The sequence below is a fragment of the Celeribacter sp. genome (assembly GCF_048261515.1).
GTDB lineage: Bacteria > Pseudomonadota > Alphaproteobacteria > Rhodobacterales > Rhodobacteraceae > Celeribacter.
In genome coordinates, this window is record NZ_JBLXFZ010000001.1 from 575,094 (window position 1) to 593,559 (window position 18,466).

Annotated in this window: 19 protein-coding genes; 4 read left to right on the forward strand and 15 right to left on the reverse strand. The window is 60.3% G+C overall.

Going from position 1 to position 18,466, the window contains the following annotated elements:
* Positions 1 to 585 precede the first annotated feature (585 nt).
* The 3 genes from ACN0SC_RS02870 to glpD all read right to left on the reverse strand — a co-directional run bounded on the left by ACN0SC_RS02870 (position 586) and on the right by glpD (position 5,015).
* A complete protein-coding gene (locus ACN0SC_RS02870) occupies positions 586 to 1,293 on the reverse strand; it encodes a tail fiber domain-containing protein (RefSeq protein ID WP_417248142.1) in 708 nt (235 codons plus the stop codon).
* Positions 1,294 to 1,715: 422 nt separating this feature from the next.
* Positions 1,716 to 3,200 carry a glycerol kinase GlpK gene (gene glpK, locus ACN0SC_RS02875; RefSeq protein ID WP_417248143.1) on the reverse strand — a complete coding sequence of 495 codons (1,485 nt, stop codon included), beginning with the start codon at positions 3,198 to 3,200 and terminating at the stop codon, positions 1,716 to 1,718.
* Positions 3,201 to 3,419: 219 nt separating this feature from the next.
* Positions 3,420 to 5,015, reverse strand: coding sequence for a glycerol-3-phosphate dehydrogenase (gene glpD, locus ACN0SC_RS02880; RefSeq protein WP_417248144.1), 1,596 nt, complete (start codon positions 5,013 to 5,015; stop codon positions 3,420 to 3,422).
* 257 nt (positions 5,016 to 5,272) lie between these two features.
* Here glpD and ACN0SC_RS02885 point away from each other — a divergent pair, with 257 nt between their 5' ends.
* A complete protein-coding gene (locus tag ACN0SC_RS02885; RefSeq protein ID WP_417248145.1) occupies positions 5,273 to 6,034 on the forward strand; it encodes a DeoR/GlpR family DNA-binding transcription regulator in 762 nt (253 codons plus the stop codon).
* A 132-nt stretch (positions 6,035 to 6,166) separates the two neighbouring features.
* Here ACN0SC_RS02885 and ACN0SC_RS02890 read toward each other — a convergent pair whose 3' ends face one another.
* Positions 6,167 to 7,564 (reverse strand): PepSY-associated TM helix domain-containing protein, encoded by a 1,398-nt coding sequence (locus tag ACN0SC_RS02890; RefSeq protein WP_417248146.1) that lies wholly within the window; start codon positions 7,562 to 7,564, stop codon positions 6,167 to 6,169.
* Between the two features lie 26 nt (positions 7,565 to 7,590).
* Positions 7,591 to 7,968 carry a hypothetical protein gene (locus ACN0SC_RS02895; protein ID WP_417248147.1) on the reverse strand — a complete coding sequence of 126 codons (378 nt, stop codon included), beginning with the start codon at positions 7,966 to 7,968 and terminating at the stop codon, positions 7,591 to 7,593.
* A 237-nt stretch (positions 7,969 to 8,205) separates the two neighbouring features.
* On the opposite strand from ACN0SC_RS02895, the gene ACN0SC_RS02900 reads away from it, so the two are divergent.
* Positions 8,206 to 9,201, forward strand: a complete 996-nt coding sequence (locus ACN0SC_RS02900; protein ID WP_417248148.1) for a LacI family DNA-binding transcriptional regulator — start codon at positions 8,206 to 8,208, stop codon at positions 9,199 to 9,201.
* 52 nt (positions 9,202 to 9,253) lie between these two features.
* Here ACN0SC_RS02900 and ACN0SC_RS02905 read toward each other — a convergent pair whose 3' ends face one another.
* Genes ACN0SC_RS02905 through ACN0SC_RS02925 form a run of 5 tightly spaced genes read right to left on the reverse strand, consistent with a single transcriptional unit; the run spans position 9,254 to position 11,918 of the window.
* A complete protein-coding gene (locus ACN0SC_RS02905) occupies positions 9,254 to 10,120 on the reverse strand; it encodes a TonB family protein (RefSeq protein ID WP_417248149.1) in 867 nt (288 codons plus the stop codon).
* On the reverse strand, positions 10,117 to 10,509 hold the full coding sequence (locus ACN0SC_RS02910) for an ExbD/TolR family protein (protein WP_417248150.1): 393 nt from the start codon (positions 10,507 to 10,509) through the stop codon (positions 10,117 to 10,119). Before ACN0SC_RS02910 ends, ACN0SC_RS02905 begins: the two co-directional genes overlap by 4 nt.
* Complete coding sequence (locus tag ACN0SC_RS02915; protein ID WP_417248151.1) at positions 10,506 to 10,889, reverse strand: biopolymer transporter ExbD; 384 nt, start codon at positions 10,887 to 10,889, stop codon at positions 10,506 to 10,508. Before ACN0SC_RS02915 ends, ACN0SC_RS02910 begins: the two co-directional genes overlap by 4 nt.
* Positions 10,882 to 11,505, reverse strand: coding sequence for a MotA/TolQ/ExbB proton channel family protein (locus tag ACN0SC_RS02920; protein WP_417248152.1), 624 nt, complete (start codon positions 11,503 to 11,505; stop codon positions 10,882 to 10,884). The genes ACN0SC_RS02915 and ACN0SC_RS02920 overlap by 8 nt, the downstream gene beginning before the upstream one ends.
* Positions 11,502 to 11,918: a hypothetical protein gene (locus tag ACN0SC_RS02925; RefSeq protein ID WP_417248153.1), complete on the reverse strand. Its 417-nt coding sequence runs from the start codon at positions 11,916 to 11,918 to the stop codon at positions 11,502 to 11,504. The genes ACN0SC_RS02920 and ACN0SC_RS02925 overlap by 4 nt, the downstream gene beginning before the upstream one ends.
* Before the next feature lie 244 nt (positions 11,919 to 12,162).
* On the opposite strand from ACN0SC_RS02925, the gene ACN0SC_RS02930 reads away from it, so the two are divergent.
* Positions 12,163 to 12,330: a hypothetical protein gene (locus tag ACN0SC_RS02930; protein WP_417248154.1), complete on the forward strand. Its 168-nt coding sequence runs from the start codon at positions 12,163 to 12,165 to the stop codon at positions 12,328 to 12,330.
* Positions 12,327 to 12,479 carry a hemin uptake protein HemP gene (hemP, locus tag ACN0SC_RS02935; RefSeq protein ID WP_417248155.1) on the forward strand — a complete coding sequence of 51 codons (153 nt, stop codon included), beginning with the start codon at positions 12,327 to 12,329 and terminating at the stop codon, positions 12,477 to 12,479. Before ACN0SC_RS02930 ends, hemP begins: the two co-directional genes overlap by 4 nt.
* Positions 12,480 to 12,561: 82 nt before the next feature.
* Here hemP and ACN0SC_RS02940 read toward each other — a convergent pair whose 3' ends face one another.
* From ACN0SC_RS02940 to ACN0SC_RS02960, 5 genes are all read right to left on the reverse strand, one after another.
* Positions 12,562 to 13,362, reverse strand: coding sequence for a heme ABC transporter ATP-binding protein (locus tag ACN0SC_RS02940; protein ID WP_417248156.1), 801 nt, complete (start codon positions 13,360 to 13,362; stop codon positions 12,562 to 12,564).
* Between the two features lie 2 nt (positions 13,363 to 13,364).
* Positions 13,365 to 14,450, reverse strand: a complete 1,086-nt coding sequence (locus ACN0SC_RS02945) for a FecCD family ABC transporter permease (RefSeq protein WP_417248157.1) — start codon at positions 14,448 to 14,450, stop codon at positions 13,365 to 13,367.
* Between the two features lies 1 nt (position 14,451).
* Positions 14,452 to 15,309, reverse strand: coding sequence for a heme/hemin ABC transporter substrate-binding protein (locus ACN0SC_RS02950; RefSeq protein WP_417248158.1), 858 nt, complete (start codon positions 15,307 to 15,309; stop codon positions 14,452 to 14,454).
* Positions 15,306 to 16,373 carry a hemin-degrading factor gene (locus ACN0SC_RS02955; RefSeq protein WP_417248159.1) on the reverse strand — a complete coding sequence of 356 codons (1,068 nt, stop codon included), beginning with the start codon at positions 16,371 to 16,373 and terminating at the stop codon, positions 15,306 to 15,308. The genes ACN0SC_RS02950 and ACN0SC_RS02955 overlap by 4 nt, the downstream gene beginning before the upstream one ends.
* A 72-nt stretch (positions 16,374 to 16,445) precedes the next feature.
* Positions 16,446 to 18,437 (reverse strand): TonB-dependent receptor domain-containing protein, encoded by a 1,992-nt coding sequence (locus tag ACN0SC_RS02960; protein WP_417248160.1) that lies wholly within the window; start codon positions 18,435 to 18,437, stop codon positions 16,446 to 16,448.
* Positions 18,438 to 18,466: the final 29 nt, after the last annotated feature.

Sequence of the window (18,466 nt, forward strand, 5' to 3'; positions counted from 1 at the left end):
TTCTACCACTCGCGTGATGATTTCGTGACAAGTTTCAAGGCGTGACTAACTTCGTCCAGCTAGCACTACTTGCATGATTGCACAGTTGCAAAATTAACGTCTTCGGCATCGCGTCCTTTACCACCAGCCCAAGCGCAGCATGATCTTTCTTATCGGTCGCCCCACTCAATGTACGGCGCAAGCACATGACAAAACCTGTAAATTAACTCATAACTTCGTCTCATGGATGATGTGTCCATCATCCGTATTTTTGGCACCAATTGTGGCCAGAACTCAGAGAAGGTTTAGCACCTCTGTTTCGCTTGATTATGCACCGCGCTCGGTGGGACGCAAGCGCCGCGCTTTGAGGCCGCCATGCAGGAAGTGATTTTCCTGCAAGATGCGGTTGGATAGCAACCTCAAACTTATCTTGTGTTCGTGAGGAAAACGGCGCGCCCCGCGAGTTCTCTATACGTTTTTCCTTTAGCCATTCGCCCAGATCAACAAGTGCATCGCGTGACTTGGCTTTCTCCTGATCAAGTCCAAGAAACTGGAAGTAGTTCACCCGGCTTCAGAGACTGAAGCTGGGTGACGTTGTTTTCTATTCTAGTGAACCGCCGCAGAAGCTTTAGTGACCAAAGCTTCGCCATCTTGCAGCCATTCGTCGTAGGATTGCATTTCGAACCCGATACGGTCGTAACGCACCGCATAATAGCCGTTTTGCAGTGTCACGATGGCATCTGCATGCTCTGCGAGCAAATCTTGAGCCATCACACCGACGAATGTTGTTTTTGTGTCCAGATTGCGGGTCTCAAGCATATCATCACGGTACTTGAAGGAGTAAACTGGAATTCCATTTCCCAGCTCTCCCAGCAAGGCAATGCTGCGCTTTAAACGCATATCAGAGAGGCCAACACAGTCTGGTGGTGTCCCATATGTCCCGTTGGCACAAGTGGCGCTTTCTTCGTCGTCGTCACTCGCAGCTTCGGCGGTCTCGTTGTCACTGTTTAAGGTAATGCTTCCGGCAATTGCACCTCCCACCAAGGCAGGAACAATGGTGTGGGTGAGCGGTTGCGCCACACCGAAAGAGCTACTGACAAGGTGTGCGTCGCCTCCGTTGCGGTGTGCGGGATCAACCGTATAGGTATTGATCTGTGTGACCGTCGGGGCCGTTCCCTTACCATTTGTGCCGATCGAAATGACGTCTTGGTAGGTGTGGCCGTTGGCGAGAGTGTAGGGGCTCATGACCTTGGTTTCAGGTTGGGCACAAGCGGTCACAAGGGCCGACGCTGCCAGCAATAGTACTCTTTTCATCTTTGACTCATTAGTTAAAATTTGAATTTGTCTATTCGGTATAGATTTCGGAAATAGCGCCACAAAGGCTGTAAACGGCAATGATATCTGAAAACGGCAAAAATTGACCTTTTCAGCTCTTTATTCATTGAGGCGGACTGTCATCGGCGGCTTTTTGACCGTTCACCCGAAGGAGGTCGGAAGATGCCGAAGCGGAAGCGGCATCGTTCGGGATTTAGGGCTGGGAGGTAATCCCCACATCACGCAATGAGCGTGTCTTTAGCAACGAGATTGCGCCGGCATCGTTTTCACTTCTTCTCGCGAGAGGGATTTAGCCGCGCTGACGCGTTCACGCCTGACGGGAGTGCGCACGACAACGACCCCACGCGTCCGTAAATTGGACGCGTGGGGTTTTTCTGAAACGCTCCGAAACGTCCCTTCGGTCAGAACCGCATCGTGGCGTCGACCGCGCGTTTCCAGCTGTCGTATTTCGTCTTGCGCACGTCCTCGGCCATATGCGGATGGAACTGGCGCTCCAATGCCCATGTGGCGGCGAACTCTTCCTGATTTGGATAGAAGCCCGCCTTCTGGCCTGCTAGCCACGCAGCGCCCATGGCAGTTGTTTCCAACACCTTCGGGCGATCGACGGGGGCTGCGATGATGTCCGAAAGGAACTGCATGGCGTAATCCGACGCGCTCATCCCGCCATCGACCCGCAACGCGGTTGTAGACGCGCCTGGCCAATCCGCATGCATTGCCTCCAGAAGATCGCGGGTCTGATAGCCCACGCTTTCAAGCGCCGCGCGGGCGAATTCCTCGGGGCCGGAATTGCGGGTCAGCCCGAACACCGCACCGCGACATTCGGCATTCCAGTAGGGCGCACCCAGCCCTGTGAAGGCGGGGACCAGAACCACCTCCTGCGTCGGGTCGGCGCGTTCGGCCAAGGGCTGTGTCTCCTTCGCCTCGCGGATGATCTTCAACCCGTCACGCAGCCATTGCACCACGGCGCCCGCGATAAAGATCGAGCCTTCCAGCGCATAGGTCGGCTTGCCGTCCAGTTGATAGGCGATGGTGGTCAGAAGCCGGTTTTGCGAGCGCACCGGTGTGTCGCCCGTGTTCAACAGCGCAAAGCAGCCGGTGCCATAGGTTGACTTGAGCATACCGGGCTGGAAACAGGCCTGACCCACGGTAGCAGCCTGTTGGTCGCCCGCGATGCCAAGGATCGGGATCGCGCGGCCAAAGAGATCGGCACGGGTTTCCCCGAAGTCTGACGCGCAATCCTGCACTTCGGGCAGCATGTTCATCGGAATATTCAACCGCTCACAGATGGTTTGCGACCAGCGACCCTTGCGAATGTCATAGAGCATCGTGCGGGCTGCGTTGGTGGCGTCCGTCACATGGCGCTTGCCGCCGGTCAGGTTCCACACCAGCCAGCTGTCTACCGTGCCAAACGCCAGTTCTCCAGCCTCGGCACGGGCGCGCACGCCCTCCACATTGTCGAGAATCCACGCCAGTTTTGTGCCGGAGAAATAAGGATCAAGCAAAAGCCCCGTCTTCTCCGTTACCACCTCTTCAAAACCTTCCGCCTTGAGCCCCTTGCAAAATTCCGAGGTGCGGCGGTCCTGCCAGACGATGGCGTTATGAACAGGCTTACCGGTCGCGCGGTCCCAGACCAAGGTGGTCTCACGCTGGTTGGTGATCCCAAGGGCCACAATCTCCTGCGCGCCAATCCCCGCTTTCTCGATCACCGAGCGACAGGTGGCCGCCGTGGTGGACCACAGATCGGAGGCCTCATGTTCGACCCAACCGCTTTGGGGAAAATGCTGTGTAAATTCCTCTTGCGCGGTGGCCGTCACAGACAGGCTCTGGTCAAACAGGATCGCCCGCGTCGAGGTTGTTCCTTGATCAATGGCTAGAATATAGGTCACGCACATCCTCCCGAGGGTTTGCCAGTGTCAGTTGTCTTGTCTCTTCAAGGCAATAGCCCTGAAGGGCCATAGCGAAGCAGTACATTCATCGTGCCTTTTTAGAGCATCAAATCCGTCGGAGCTATATGTGTCTGCTCCTCCACGGTCTTCTCCACACCCTGAAATTCCAGCGTCATTAGGCCCTCTTCCCCGCGCTAGAATTCGGTCTGGTCACTCTCTCTATTGTGCGGCAACTTCCTGTTCGCGTCGGGCCTTCATCCATTGCCCAAGTGTCGCGATCTGTTCTTCGTCGAGCCGAAGCCCAAGCTTTGAGCGCCGCCAGACCACATCTTCGGCGGTGCGCGCATATTCATGCTCCATGAGCCAGACCACCTCGGCCTCGCTCAACGTCGCACCGAAATCCTCGCCCAAATCCTCGACGGTCTTCGCCGTTCCGAGCACCTCTTGCGCTTCCGTGCCGTAGGCCCGCACCAGACGTTTGGCCCAGCGGTCAGTCAGGAACGGGTAGCGGGCACACAGTTGCTCCACGAGGGTCGCAACGCCGTCGACAGGGAAGTCACCCCCCGCGAGAGGCACACCCGCCGTCCACGGGCCCTTCGTGTCCGGCAGGTGTTCGGAAATCTTTTCAAGCGCACTTTCGGCAAGGCGACGATAGGTCGTGATCTTGCCGCCGAAAATATTCAGCACTGGCGCACCAGCGGTCGCATCCACCTTGAGCGTATAGTCCCGCGTGGCCGCTGTCGCCGAAGACGCGCCATCGTCATAGAGCGGGCGCACACCGGAATAGCTCCAAACCACATCTTCCGCAGAAATCGGCTCTTTGAAATACTTGTTGGCGAAGGCGATCAGGTAATCGCGTTCCTCATCGGTGCAGTAGGGTTTCTCGGACGGGTCGCGATGCTCCGCATCCGTGGTGCCGATCAGGGTAAAATCCGTCTCGTAAGGAATGGAGAAGATGATCCGCCCGTCGGTGCCCTGGAAGAAATAGCATTTGTCGTGATCGTAGAGCTTACGTGTCACGATATGGCTGCCACGCACGAGGCGCACGCCTTCTTTCGAGGGCAGTTCAATCGTCTCGTGGATCACATCGCCAACCCACGGGCCCGCCGCATTCACCAGCATTTTCGCGTAATGGGTCTGCGTCGCGCCGCTTTCCATGTCTTGCACCTCAATGCGCCACAAATCGCCTTCGCGGGCGGCATGGGTCACTTTGGTGCGGGTCATGATCGTCGCCCCGCGTGCCTCGGCATCGCGGGCATTGAGCGCGACGAGACGCGAATCCTCAACCCAGCAATCGGAATATTCATAAGCCTTGGCAAACCGTTCTTGCAGTGGCGCACCCTCTGGCGAGCCCCGCAGATCACGGGTCTGGGTCGCAGGCAGGATTTTGCGCCCGCCCAGATGGTCATAAAGGAACAGGCCCAAACGGATCAGCCATGCAGGGCGGCGGCCCTTCATCCACGGCATCACGACGGAGAGCAACTTGGAGGTCGGTGTTTCCGCCTCGAACCGCATGTCCTTGTGATAGGGCAGCACGAACCGCATGGGCCAGCTGATATGCGGCATGGCACGCAACAGCACTTCGCGTTCGATCAGCGCCTCGCGCACCAGTCGCACCTCGAAATACTCCAGATAGCGCAACCCGCCGTGAAACAGTTTGGTTGAGGCAGACGAAGTGGCGGAGGCGAGATCGTCCATCTCCGCAAGCGTCACGGAATATCCGCGCCCTGCGGCGTCACGCGCAATTCCGCAGCCATTGATACCGCCGCCGATCACAAACAGATCGACCGGATTCGAAACTTCCTGTCCGCTCACACTCAGCCCTCCGTGTCTTCGCAAAAATTTACACGCGAACAGATCAAACTCGCAAGTCGTTTCTTTCGGTTTTGTTCGTTTTTCAAAATGGCAGGGAGTTTCAATGCGTTGCGTGATCGAATTGCGAACATGCCCTGTATCCATCATGCCCTTTTTCCGTATTTTTCTGCACTTCGGGAAAGAATCGACTGGATTCGCGAGGAAATAATGGGGTCTTGTAGGAGGAACTTAGCAAAAACGAGCCAAAGCGAACCGATATGTCCAATAACTTCCGCCATCCCGTAATCATCGAGATCGCCCGAAAGACAGGGAAAGTGACGGTGGAAGGTCTGGCCGAGCATTTCGGCGTTTCGCTTCAGACGATCCGCCGCGACCTGTCCGAACTTGCAGATGAGGGACGGCTGGAACGGGTGCATGGCGGGGCGGTGATGCCTTCAGGCACGTCGAACATTGGCTACGAAGACCGCCGCCTCCTCAATGCCGACGCGAAAACCGCCATCGCGCGGGCCTGTGCCGCACGCATCCCCAACGGCATCTCCCTGTTTCTCAACATCGGCACAAGCACGGAGGCGGTTGCGCAGGAGTTGCTCCAGCACGAAGGCCTGATGGTTGTGACCAACAACATGAACGTGGCCAATATTCTCGCCACCAACCCCAATTGCGAAGTCATTGTGACCGGCGGGCATTTGCGCCGTTCGGACGGCGGGCTGGTCGGCACCTTGGCGGCGCAGACCATCCAGAAGTTCAAATTCGACCTCGCGGTGATCGGCTGTTCCGCGCTGGACCAGGACGGAGACTTTCTCGATTTCGACATTCAGGAGGTCAATGTTAGCCAAACCATCCTGCGCCAGTCCCGCAAGACCTACCTAATTTCCGATCACACGAAATTTGCCCGCAGCGCGCCGGCGCGGATCGCCTCGCTTGCGGATGTGGATGCGTTTTTCACGGATCAAGAAGTCGTGCCCGACCTCGCCGCTTCCTGCGCGAACTGGGGCACCGAAGTGGTCTATGCAAGATAGGGCATGCACCCCCTGCCCTGCCTTCCAGCCTACGTCTCCAATCGCAAAAAGTCGGCGACCCGCGTAATGCGTGGCCGCCGACCTGCTGTTATCATACGCCAACGCACGGCTGTGCAATCGGGCGCGTGGTCGTTAGCTCACAGCACGTTTCATTGCGGGGACAGCGCGGAACAGTGTCGCGTCGAGCAACAACACTGCCACGATTGCCGCGCCAGCCATCGGGAACATGATCCCGAGCGCGATGACGAGCACCGCCGCTCCTTTCCAGAACGGCAAGTCCTGCGGGCGGTGCGGAGCGGCGAGACGGAGCGCGGCGGCGGGGCGGCGCTTCCACCACATCACCAGACCCGAAACCGAGACCAGCAGAACCGAGAGGCAGAACAGCGTGTTCAGCGCGAGGTTCCACAGACCCAGATCCCCCTCGTGGAAGGCAATGCCAACCGCCATCGCCTTGGCATAGGGCGTGTAGTCGGCAAAGCGCACATCGGCGAGGATATTGCCCGTGTAGCGGTCGATGTGGATCGTGCGGTCTTGGGTGGGTTTCGGACCGTCATTGGACATGCTGTCATGGCTGACCGTCCAGACACCTGTCTCCCCTTTGGGCATGTGGATCTGGAAACGCCCGTTGAAGTCGAGCGCCTGCGCGAATGCCGCGACCTTGTCGACGGTCACGGCACCACTGATCGCGGCAACGCCTTCAAGCGACCCCGATGCTGGCATCGGCGTCAGTTCCAATCCCCACGGCACTTCTTCCGTCGGGCCTGAGTTGAGGGAGGCATGGGTCACATCCGATGCGGGCGCGGCCCATTTCTCGGCGGGGAAGGTGTTCCAAGCCTGCACCATCTTCGTGCCCCACACGCCAGCCCAGCTCAGGCCGGAAAGCAGAAAGAGCACCAGCACAAGCGAAATCCAAAAGCCTGTCACACCATGAAGGGACTTCCAGAAAGCCCGCCCCTTGGCCGAAAGCTGCGGCACCAGCATCTTGCGCCAACCCGCCCCGTCGCGCGGCCAGTGGAGGTAGAGACCGCTGACGACCAGCACGAGCGCAAGGCTCGCCGCGATTTCGATCAGCCTGTCGCCGAAGGTGCCGAGCATCAATGTGCCATGAACATCATTGGCAAAGTCATACCAGCCCGCGCGCCACGGAAAGGTTTTGACAACTTCTCCAAGGTAGGGATCAAGGGCGACGCCCGTTTTGGCTCCGTCCGCACTGACCACGAAAACCGCAGCACGGTCGGCAGCAAGGGGAGCGATGTATTGGACGGTTTCGGCCTCGGGCACCGCCGCTTCGGCGGCAGTCTGGAGTGTGGAGACGGGCAGTGCCTCGCCTGCGGGTGTCACGGCGATACGTTCGCCGCCGAGCCCCGCGCTCCATGAAATCCACAGCATGGTGAGCCCGGTCAGGGCCAACATGCACAGGAAGGGGATGACATAAAGACCAGCGTAGAAGTGCCAACGCCATGCAATGAAATAGAATTTACGCGCAGCCTGCGCGTTCGGAGCCGCAGCCCCGGGAGTAATATCCGACATTTTCTGTCCTCGTTCGGTATCTGAGATTATGTTTTGTTCTGATCTCGGATAGCCGACGGCGGCCCTGTCGCGGGCGGCAGGCCAGTTCGGCGCGCCGCCACGAGAGTTGTCACCGCAAGGGCAGGTTCAAGTGGGATTTCGCGCCCCTCCGCTGCACGCGGCAGAGAGGTCTCAAGGAAGGCAGCCACATGCTGCGCGGCAGCCCAGTCACAGCGTTGCGAGGAGGAGGTGTCGCTCTTCTCAACGGGTTGTCCCGTGGCTGGATCAATGGTGATCTCGACAACCCCTTCGCCAGTACACAGGGTCATCGTCAGGCCATCTGCCGTGGCCACAGGCATCACCGCATCCGCAACGAGGGACGTGAGGAAAAACGGCGCAAGGACAAGCCAAAGCACCGCTTTCATTGGGAATATGGATCCTCTGGCCCGCATAGCGCGCCGTCCCTAACACGGAGGCCGAGATCAGGTCAAAACGTTTCGACCCGTGCATCAGAAATTGGGGCGCGCATCGTCGAACACCAACCTTAATGCAGACGGAATACCGCGTGCATTTCGCGGCACCCTCGCGGTGGCAGGCATGGCTTTTGTCAACCTCCCTGCCCTCCTGTATGATACCCCCAATCGATGAAGAAGGATCGGATCGTGTCGGGAAGAATTACCATCAAGACGCTGGCACAAGACCTAGGGATTTCGCACATGACCGTGTCCCGCGCCCTTTCCGATAGCTCCAACGTCAAGCGCGAAACCCGCGAGCTTGTCCGCAAACGGGCCGCCGAACTTGGCTACGTCAAAAGTGCTGCGGCTACGGCCATGCGCGGGGATGGCACACGGATTGTCGGGCTGATCGTGCCGAACCTCGTCAACGAATTCTACGCCCGCTTCGCAAACACGCTGGCGCTGCTTTGCGAGGATAGCGACCTGCACCTCATCACGCATCTGACCAACGACGACCCCGAACGTGAGTTGATCGCCATGCGCAAGCTGCGCGAGCTTGATGCCAGTGCCTTTATCACCGTCCCCGCCCCCGCCGAAGGGGAGGCGGACGCGCGGCTCTATCAAGGGATGCACACGGTCCAGTTCATCCGCAAACGTGCCCTACCCTTCGACACGGATTCGCTGGTCGTTCAGGACACGGGCGCGATCAAAGAGGCGGTCCACCATCTTGCCGCGAAAGGCCACAAGCGGATTTCCTATTTTGGGGCGCACGCCGCACTGTCATCGGGGCGGCAGCGTCAGACGGCGTTTATCGAGGCAATGGAAGAGAACGCGCTGCCCGTTGCGCCCGAATTGATCCAGACCGCCGCCCCCACTTTCGAAGTCGGCGCCGCCTGTGCGCAGGCAGTTGTTTCTGGCGAGGTGAATGCAAGTGCCATTGTCTGCGGCGGCTTCGAGATCTCCAACGGCGCACTGGATGCCTGCCTGAGAGCAGGCATATCCATGCCCGACGACGTGGCTTTCGTGGGCTATGGCGACCCCAGTTTCTACCGCTGGATTCAAGGGGGCGTGACGACAATTGCGCTCCCGATTGATGAACTGGCGCAAAAGGCGCTGGAGCTTCTGTCGCCGACAAAGAGCGAGGGTGTGGCGGCACAGGAATGTGCCTTCAAGGCCGAGCTTGTCTATCGCGCTACGGCGTGAGTGTGAGACCCGCGCAGGCAGATCGGGGACAAACACGCCTCATTCGTCACACCTACTTGCCCGAAATACTCACCGAGAACTGGCGCAGCGCGCCTGCGGGAGGTGCGGGAAAGGGGCTTGCCCGTTTGACGACCGTCAGGGCTGCACGGTCCAACTCTTTCGATCCAGAGCTTTTCGTGATCGTGGCGCTGGCCAGCCCGCCGCTTGCCGACAGGGTAAATGTGACAACCGCCGCCCCTTTCGAGCGCACACGCGGACGCGGGACGCGCGACAGTTTCTGCATCACCTTGCCAGGGTAATTCGAAGCGGCGGCGTTACCCGACTGTTTGGACGCGCCCTGATTGCCTCGCGCGGCAGCTTTTGCCTCCGTTTTCCCGCTCGCATCCCCTGCCCGTGCATTGGCCTCGGCGTTGCCCTTGGGCTTGGGCGGTGCCTTTTTCTCGACCTTGGGCTTTTCCTTTTCGGGCGCGGGTTTGGGTTTGGGTTTCGGCGCCTCTTTTTCGGGTTCCGCCTTGATCGTTGTCTCGGGCGGCTCAGCCGCAACAGTGGCGCGCGACACTGGCTGGATCGGGACAGTCCCCTGAACAGCAGCGAGCGGCTTCGCCGGTTCCGCGGCAAGCGTCTGGGGCTGCTCGGTCTTTAGCGGTTCAGGTTGCTCGGCGGCATCGACTTCAGGGCGCTCGACCTCAAGCGGCTCGGCGTGATCCTCGGGCTCAACCATCGTATCTGGTGGCGTGGCCGCGCTGAGCGTGCCCGCCGCCATATCCGCAAAAGACGATCCCAATGCCACCTCCGCGCCGCCCTGCGCCTCCTCCATCTCGATGGCTAGCTGCGACACCAGCACCATTGCTACCGCCCCGTGAGCGAAAACTGCCGCGCTCAGGGAGGTGAATTTTACGAAGGCTCTTGTGAGGGTCATTGCATCTCTCCATTCGCATTTCGCTCGCCCACGATCACAATACGCTCGGCCCCCGCGCCCTTGAGGTCCGCCGCCACTTTGATCAGCGCAGTCGCATCAAGGTCTCGGTCGGGGAGAATGCGCACCGTGCCCGCATTTTGCGGCGCGAGGTCCAGATAGTCGGCCGCTTGGGCCAGAGGCTCCCCCCGATAGCTCAACGTGCCATCGCTTCCGATCACCAGCGCGTCAGGGGGCGAGACCACATCAAGATCAGCCGTGCGGATCAGTTTCAAATCAGGATCAACGGGCGGCGCAATCGTGCCCGCGATCAGGAAGAACACGAGCATCAGGAACACCACATTGATCAACGCGATGGTCGGTTCTGCCTTCCTCTTCACCCTGCGTTTCATGACGCCCCCATGAGGAGCGGACGCACGCCGTCCACGCCTTTCAAAACGATCAACATGTCGGTCAGGCGTTGCGCCGTTACTTCACCCTTGAGCGCGACGACAACCGTGACCTCCTCACCCGTCGGGCGGTCTGCTTGTAGACGTAGCGGCAGGGTTTCAAGGCTCGCGGGACGCGCGTTCACCGTGACCTCCGTGGGAGTGAGTTGCACGAAGACAGGCTTGATATCCTTGGCCGCCCCGCCCGCGCCCGCGGGGGAGGCAAGCTCCACCTCCGCATAGCGCGAGAAGGTGGACGTCAGCATAAAGAACAGCAAAAGCAGGAAGATAACGTCGATCAAAGACGTCATAGATACCTGCCTGGCGCGCGGTTTTTTACGCATCGGCCTGCGTCCGTGTCGGTGACAGGATGGTATGCACCGCGCGTTCGGCAAAGACGCGCTCTTTCTCCATTCGGGTTTCCAGCCAACTCAGGATCAGCGCCGTTGGCATCGCCACGGCCAGCCCCACGGCAGTGGTCAGAAGCGCCACCCATATCCCGCCCGCAAGAACGGTTGGATCGACTTGCGATCCTGCCGACTGGAGCGCCTGAAAGGCGGAGATCATCCCAAGGACCGTGCCGAAAAGACCAAGGAGCGGTGCCATCTGCGCAACGCTGTCGAGGAAGCGGAACCCGCTTTCCAATCGCGCAAACCGTGTCTCGGCCTCGGCCTCAAGGCGTGCACTATCGGTTTGCCCCGACATCGCCTGATCCAACACCGCGCGTAGGTAGCTGCGCGAGCGTTGCAGATGTGTCTTTGCTACCTCCACCTCGCCACGATCCCATGCCTCGACCGCCTCCTTCAGCGCCCGGTGCTGGCCCACACGCGCGCTGAAAAACTGCCAGAGTTTGAAGAGGATCACCGCCGTGGCCATGATCGACACGGCAATCAGGATCAGAACGACAGGCCCGCCGAGATCGGCAATTCGGGTAATCGTTTCGGACAGCAGGTTCATCATTGGGCAGCCTCGATTTCCGTGCGCGAGGTAAACTGCATGGCCTTGTCGCAAGACGCGACCGTCAGCCCCTCTCCATCACAGGTCGCGGCCCCATTGATCAAAAGCGCGCCGAGGCCCGCGCAGTCCTCGCCGCCCAGCACGAACTGGCGCACGCGGGAGCGGTTCGCGGGGATCGCGCCGAAGTCCAGCATGGTCATCTGGTCAACCTGCCCGTTCGCATCGAACAGCACCGCTTCGAGGATCAGGCTCTCCAGATCGGCATCAAAAGAGTTGGTGGTGTGAAAGGACAGACGGCACCCCGCCTCGACGGACTCAGCCGCGTTGAGTTCGACGGCAAGTCGGGGTGTTGCGCCTTGGGCGGACGCGGAAAGCGGCAGGGAAATGGCCGCCATGAATGCAATGAGAGATCGCACGACGTTTCTCCGAAATTGTGGGGGTGTGGATCTTGCGAGAAGCCGCAGCTTCATGGCTGGAACACTGAGCGTCAGAAACCACAAGACGCGGCTCCTTGCAATAGCCTACAAAATTAATCAGAAATAAAAGTGCCACTATTGTTGATTATTTCGCCTGTTTTGGCCTAAATGCGATAGTTGAGTAAAACAATAAGAATTGAAGATTCGCACAAGATGAATCGCGACATGAAACGGAAAACGCAAAATGGACCACTCAAACCAAAACACCCGTAAAACGCCCGAACCACTGACCTGGAACGACAAATACGAGGCGCTGTCGCAGGCGTTTTTTCACGGCTGGCCGTCCTCGCAACTGGTCGACCGCATGATCAACGATTTCGACGAAACTGCCCTTTCACGAGGCCTCAAATGACCATCAAGGAACAATCCGCCCCGACAAAGACCCCCGTTCACGAGGCCGAGAAACTCACGGGCGGCGGTCAGGTGGCCCAGATCCTTCACGACGGTCAGGCCTACACCCTACGGATCACCCGACTGAACAAACTCATTCTGACGAAGTGATCCCCGACACCCCCTTGCTCAAAGCGCGGCCCTTGCAAAATGGCCGCGCTTTCTCTTGTGCGGGGATAACCAACTCCCTGTCTCAGACCCCCATGCGTTCGGCGGCCTGCGGCAAGATCCACGGACGGCCCGACGGCGGTGGCGTATTGGTGCGCAGCGGGCAGCCGTAACAGGCCGAGAGCGCGTGATCGGTCAGCACATCCTGCGGCGACCCGCTGGCCTGAACCCGCGCATTGCCCAGAAGGACAACATGATCGGCGAACATGGAGGTCAGGTTGAGATCGTGCATCACGGCGACCACCCCGCCGCCCGCGTCGGCGTAATCCTTGGCCACATACATAATCATCAACTGGTGCCCGATATCGAGCGCGGAGACCGGCTCATCAAGGAACAGCCAGCGCGGCTGACCATCCAGCACGGGTTCCCAGATTTGCACCAAGACCCGCGCGAGTTGCGCGCGTTGACGCTCGCCGCCAGACAGGTCTTGCACCAGCCGCCCCTCGAACCCGTGAAGACCGACCCTTTCGAGCGCACGGGTCGGCAGGTGATCGCGGGCGGTCAGATCCCCCGTCGACAGCCCTGCCGTGAGACCGAGGCGGACCAGTTCGAGCACGGTAAAGGGAAAGGCGATATTGGCCGATTGCGGAAGAACCGCGCGCCGTGTGGCCAGTTCGACGGGGCTGAGATCAGCCAAAGACGCGCCGTCGAAATGCACCTCGCCCGTATAGATTTGCTCCTGCGTGAGCGCGCGCAGAAGCGTGGTTTTGCCCGACCCGTTGGGGCCGACAATCGCGGTAAGCGCGCCCGCTTGGGCGCGGAAATCCACGTCTTCGAGGACATTGCGCCCGCCAAGATGAACGCTCAGAGACCGACAGGTGATCATTCTCAACCCTCCAGAAGGGAACGGTTTTTCAACAGGATCCACAGGAAGAACGGACCGCCGAGGCTGGCCGTCACAATCCCGATGGGAAGCTCTGCGGGGGCGACGACGACGCGGCTGATCATATCGGACAGCAACAGGACCACCGCACCGAAAAGCGCCGCATTGGGCAGAAGATTGCGATGCTCCGGGCCTTGCAAGAGCCGCAGCAGATGCGGCACCACGATACCGACGAAGCCGATGCCACCCGTGATAGCGACCGAGGCCCCCACCGAGGCCGCGACCGAAACGATGGCGAGCCGTTTCATCTTTTGCGTGTCGATCCCCATGTGCCGCGCAACGGGTTCACCGAGCGCGAGCGCATCGAGACTGCGGGCGAGAAAGGGGGCGGTCAGGAGCGCGAGCATGATGATCGGCCCCGCCACCGCGATCTTCGCCCATGTCGCACCAGCCACCGACCCCATGCCCCAGAAGGTCAGGTCGCGCAGCTGGTTGTCGTCGGCCTTGTAGACGATGAACCCCGTGAGCGCGCCCGTAAGCGCACCGAGCGCGATGCCCGCGAGCAGCATGGTCGCCACCGAGGTCCGCCCGCCGCGCGTGGCAATGCGGTAAAGGATCAGGGTTGAGGTCCAACCGCCGAGGAAAGCGGCGAATGGCACGAGGTAGTGACCCGTGATGGCCGAGATTGCTGCGGGGAGAAAGCCGCCGAGAACGATGGCCGCCACCGCGCCGAAGCCCGCGCCTGCGCTCACGCCGACCAAGCCCGGATCGGCGAGCGGGTTGCGGAACAGCCCCTGCATCACCGCACCCGACACTGCCAGCGACGCCCCGACCAGAACGGCGGTCAACACGCGCGGCATCCGAATGTCCCAGATAATCGTCATGTCGCGCAGGGAGGCCTCACCGATCCCCAGCCCCGCCAGAAGTGCGCCGATCACATCGGTATCACCCGCCGCACCCCAGCCAAGCCCGACAAGGACGGACAGGCCAAGTGCGACACACAGGATCATGCGCAGGAGTGCCGCCTTATGCCGCCTGTCGCCTGCAATCGGGCCGTGCGACCCCTCCGCAATGATGCTCGACGCCACCATCTTACTGCCCCGTCGCGGCCAGAAGATCGGCGCGGAGTTGTTTGGCCATAGACGCCGTGCGCGGACCGAAGCCAAGCGCCGCAGGGGGAACCAGCACGAAGGCTCCGTTCTGTCCCGCAGGAGTTTGCGAGATCGCAGGCAGGGCAAGGGTGTCCGCGCGCCGCGCGTCATGCTCCTCTTCGCCCGTGGGCTCCATCATCAGAACCACATCGGGCGCCGCGGCAATGATCGCTTCGTCGGAAGCAATCTTGTAGCCCTCGAAATCATCGGCAAAGACATTCTCGGCTCCGGCCAGCTCCAGCACACCATGCGCCCCCGTGCCACGCCCCGCAACGTTGAGCCGCCCGCCCTGATTGGAGAGGACGAATACCACGCGCGGCGCGGCACCATCGGCCCGCGCGGCGGCGAGTTCGGCGAAATCAGCCTCAATCGTCGCGGCCAGTTCCTCGGCCTTGTCAACCACACCAAGCGCCTCGCCCACGATGCGGACATTTTCGGCAACCGCCTCCGCCGTGAATGCGTCACGGGTTTCCACCATCGGAATGGCGGCGGCGCGAAGCTGGTCGAGGACTTCGGGCGGCCCCGCGGTGTCGCGGGTGATGATGAGATCAGGCCCGACGGAGAGAACACCCTCCGCCGAAAGCTGGCGCATATAGCCCACATCGGGAAGGGCGTTCACCTCGTCAGGAAAGCGCGAGGTGGTATCGCGCGCGACGACACGATGCCCTTCACCAAGCGCGAAAACCGCCTCGGTCACAGGCCCGCCAATGGCCACGATCCGCGACGCATCGGGGTAGCTCTCGGCGGCGGCGAGGCTCGGCGCGACCGCCATGATCAGAGCGGCAAGAAGTCGGTTCATACCACTTCCTCCACCATGGTCGGCAGCGCATCCAGAATGCCATGCCAAGTATCGAGCGTATCCTCATCGGGCGCTTTGGGATCGCGCATTCCGAAACATTGGAAGATCAGCGCGCCCTTCCCGTCAAAGGCCTCCAGCGACACGGCGGGACCGCGTTTGGTCGGCTTGTCGACGACATAGACCTCGGCGATATGATCGGCGCGCAGGTGAAGGTTGAAGAGCGGATCGAGGACATTGAGCCACGGCCCCATCATCTTGATGTTCTTCATGCGGCCCCAGTGGATCTGGATATTCCCCTGATTGCCAACGAAGAAGACGACGCGCTGATCGGCTTCCGAGACAGCGCGGAAGAAGCCTTCGACTTCGGAGGGAGCGATCTGGCGCACGAATGGCGAACCCGCGAGGCGATAGGCGCCAAGGCGGTTCATGCCGAGCTTGCGGGTGATGCGGTTGAACTGGTGGGTGTCCGTCATCTCCTTCCACTCGGCGACCAGTTCTTCGCGCTTCTCCGCATTGACCTTCGCCGCCTCCACGGGCTTGCGCGGGCGCACCTCGATCACGCCCGACTGGTCCGCGATCTTCAGATCGGCAACCAACCCGTCCCACGCCTCGTGATTGGACCGGTCACGCATGTAGACTTTCTGCACCGCATTGCCCTGACGGTCGAAGAATTGCAGCGACTTGCGCGTGCCTTTCTCGGTTTCCAACTCGACGGCAAAACCGAAACCCCAATGGGCGGGGAAAATGCGCGTATCGATATGCGGCCCCAGAACCATCGAGGCATGTTTCCCCGAGCGGTAATCCTCGAAGGTGCCGACGCGCTCATGCACCGCGCTATCGTTTCGGGTCAGCGCCATGACATCGCCCAGAACCTTGAGCGCGGGCATCACCGTATCAGGGTCATGAGCGATACGCGTCACAGTGATCCCCGTCACACCGTCGATCTGCGCGGCGAGGAGTTCGGCCTCGGAAATGCCTAGGCTGTTTGCGAGATCGCGGTCACGAACGCCCGAACTCTCGGCCTTGGCTTTTCGGATGTCATCAGTGGTCATTTGCTTGGTCATGGCTGGCTCCTGTGAGAGGCGAAAAAGGGAAAGGATGCGGCGCGCCTCGACAACGCGCCGCAATGGGCGCGATCAGAACGTTTTCACGACCGACAGTTTGAACGTACGGCCTGGTGCGGCCTTGCTGCTCAGGTAAGGTTTGTAGTCGGTGTCAAAGACGTTCTCGATTGCGGCGCGCAACTCGACACCTTCCAGCACTCCGCTGTCGGGCTTGTAGGCGGCCGTAAGGTTGAACACGTCGAAAGCATCATGGTGCTCGGACAAACCAGAGTATTGCACGTTGCGGTCGGTCGCCCAGTCGTGGCGCATCTCGACGGCAAGATCGAGTTGGTCGTTGAGGAACCGCTTACCCAAGGTGAGCTGCACCGAATCCGCAGGCGCGTTGTTGAACGGGCTGCCATCGCCCCATTCGCCACGGATGCGGGCTGCGTTGAAGTCGATGTAGAACTGCTCGTGGGCGTAGGACAGTTCGGCCTCGATCCCTTTCAACCCGATGTGGGAGGTGTCGGGGCTGGGCGCGTAGTTCGAGTAGGTTGTGTTGTCCCACACGCGGGTTTCAAAGCCCGTGAGTTTCACCGAGAAAGTGTCGTTGGCCGAGAAGACATCTTGCGCGTCGTAGGAGAAGCCCACTTCCTGCGTCACGGCCTTCTCCGTTGTCTCGATGTTCGTCGCGCTGGTCAGGTCGTCGATGATCGGCAGGTTGGTGTTATAGGCCAGCGTGCCGAACACGGCGAAGCCCGATGCAATCTCGTAGCGCGCAGAAATAGCGCCCGCCCAATCGGAGGCCTTATACTGCGTGCCATCGGGCACGCCCGAGTTGTTGTCGGAGGTGATCGTCTGGCTCTCGTAGCGCAATTGCGGGGTCAGGGTCAGACCGCCCCACGCCATTTCATCCGTAACATAGACGGCGGTGTATTCATCCGTCCCGCCTGGGGTGGAGCCTGCATTCGTGCCCGTGTCGGAAATCGAACTGCGTTCGCGCCGCCCGATCTCGAACCCTGTCAGCAGGGTGTGATCAACCGCGCCCGTCGAGAACCACGCTTCGTTCTCGACAATCAGCGCGAGGCGCTCGGTGCGGTTGTCGGCGTTGTAGAGCGTGGAGGATGTCGTGCCCGATACGTTCTCGATCAACTCGTCGGAGTAAACCAGCTTGACCGTCGCATTGATCAGGTCGTTGTCGGCGGGGTTGTATTCCATCGCGACATAGGCGGTCTTGTCTTCGACATCCGCATCGACGAGGACGGGGAAGGTCGAGCCGATGAAATCGTAGCTGACATCTTCAAGACGGTTTTCAGACCGCGAATAGGAGGCGGAAAAACTCATCGCGTCGGAGGCGTGATACGTCACTTTCAAGAGCGACGAGCCAAGGTCATAGCCCGTATCGGCCAGCACCGTGCCGTCACCGTCTTTGTAGTCCTCCGCCGTGCGGTAGCCGTAGAAGCCGATGATATCGAGTTTGTCATCAGGCGCCCACGCGAGGATCGAAGTGGTCATGCCGCCTTCGCCGTTCGACTGGTAGGCGAGTTTCTGGCGGAAGGCGAATGTGTCCCCGTCTTCAAGGAAATCCGCGGCATCCTTGGTGACGGCCTCAACCGTCCCGCCAATCGCCCCCGAGGAAAAGCGGAAGCTCTCACCGGGGCCACGAATGACCTTCACCTGTTTGAAAAGCTCGGGCTCCATCGTCAGGGTGCTGCCTTGGCGGTAGATCTCTTCCTGCCCCTTGGCGACGCCATCGACGACGACATTAACCTTGGTATTCGACCCGTAGGTGCCCGCATCGGCCCCAAGCCCGCGAATGTTGATCGACGCCCCCTGCGGCGTCGCCGCGTTCGACAGCGTTGCACCTGGCACGGTGTCGATCAACTCGGCCAGAGTGGAGGCCTGTCGGGCGTCCAGTTCCTCTTGGTCGATGACCGTCTGCGCGGTTGCAGTATCGGTTTCGAGCGAGCGCAGGCTCTCGCCCAGCACGATGGTGCCGAGGTGAAGTTCTTGTGCAAGCAGGTGAGAAGGCAAAGCAACGGCAGCAATCGCCGCTCCCGCCAGAAGGTGAGTGCGCGTGTTCATGATATCCCCAAGGGTTTCTAGCGTTTTAG

Bases quoted from the DNA above. Each gene is read 5' to 3' on its own strand.
- ACN0SC_RS02870 (WP_417248142.1), bottom strand. From the start codon at position 1,293: ATGAAAAGAGTACTATTGCTGGCAGCGTCGGCCCTTGTGACCGCTTGT.
- ACN0SC_RS02885 (WP_417248145.1), top strand. From the start codon at position 5,273: ATGTCCAATAACTTCCGCCATCCCGTAATCATCGAGATCGCCCGAAAG.
- ACN0SC_RS02890 (WP_417248146.1), bottom strand. From the start codon at position 7,564: ATGTCGGATATTACTCCCGGGGCTGCGGCTCCGAACGCGCAGGCTGCG.
- ACN0SC_RS02895 (WP_417248147.1), bottom strand. From the start codon at position 7,968: ATGAAAGCGGTGCTTTGGCTTGTCCTTGCGCCGTTTTTCCTCACGTCC.
- ACN0SC_RS02905 (WP_417248149.1), bottom strand. From the start codon at position 10,120: ATGACCCTCACAAGAGCCTTCGTAAAATTCACCTCCCTGAGCGCGGCA.
- ACN0SC_RS02910 (WP_417248150.1), bottom strand. From the start codon at position 10,509: ATGAAACGCAGGGTGAAGAGGAAGGCAGAACCGACCATCGCGTTGATC.
- ACN0SC_RS02915 (WP_417248151.1), bottom strand. From the start codon at position 10,889: ATGCGTAAAAAACCGCGCGCCAGGCAGGTATCTATGACGTCTTTGATC.
- ACN0SC_RS02920 (WP_417248152.1), bottom strand. From the start codon at position 11,505: ATGATGAACCTGCTGTCCGAAACGATTACCCGAATTGCCGATCTCGGC.
- ACN0SC_RS02930 (WP_417248154.1), top strand. From the start codon at position 12,163: ATGGACCACTCAAACCAAAACACCCGTAAAACGCCCGAACCACTGACC.
- hemP (WP_417248155.1), top strand. From the start codon at position 12,327: ATGACCATCAAGGAACAATCCGCCCCGACAAAGACCCCCGTTCACGAG.
- ACN0SC_RS02940 (WP_417248156.1), bottom strand. From the start codon at position 13,362: ATGATCACCTGTCGGTCTCTGAGCGTTCATCTTGGCGGGCGCAATGTC.
- ACN0SC_RS02945 (WP_417248157.1), bottom strand. From the start codon at position 14,450: ATGGTGGCGTCGAGCATCATTGCGGAGGGGTCGCACGGCCCGATTGCA.
- ACN0SC_RS02950 (WP_417248158.1), bottom strand. From the start codon at position 15,309: ATGAACCGACTTCTTGCCGCTCTGATCATGGCGGTCGCGCCGAGCCTC.
- ACN0SC_RS02955 (WP_417248159.1), bottom strand. From the start codon at position 16,373: ATGACCAAGCAAATGACCACTGATGACATCCGAAAAGCCAAGGCCGAG.
- ACN0SC_RS02960 (WP_417248160.1), bottom strand. From the start codon at position 18,437: ATGAACACGCGCACTCACCTTCTGGCGGGAGCGGCGATTGCTGCCGTT.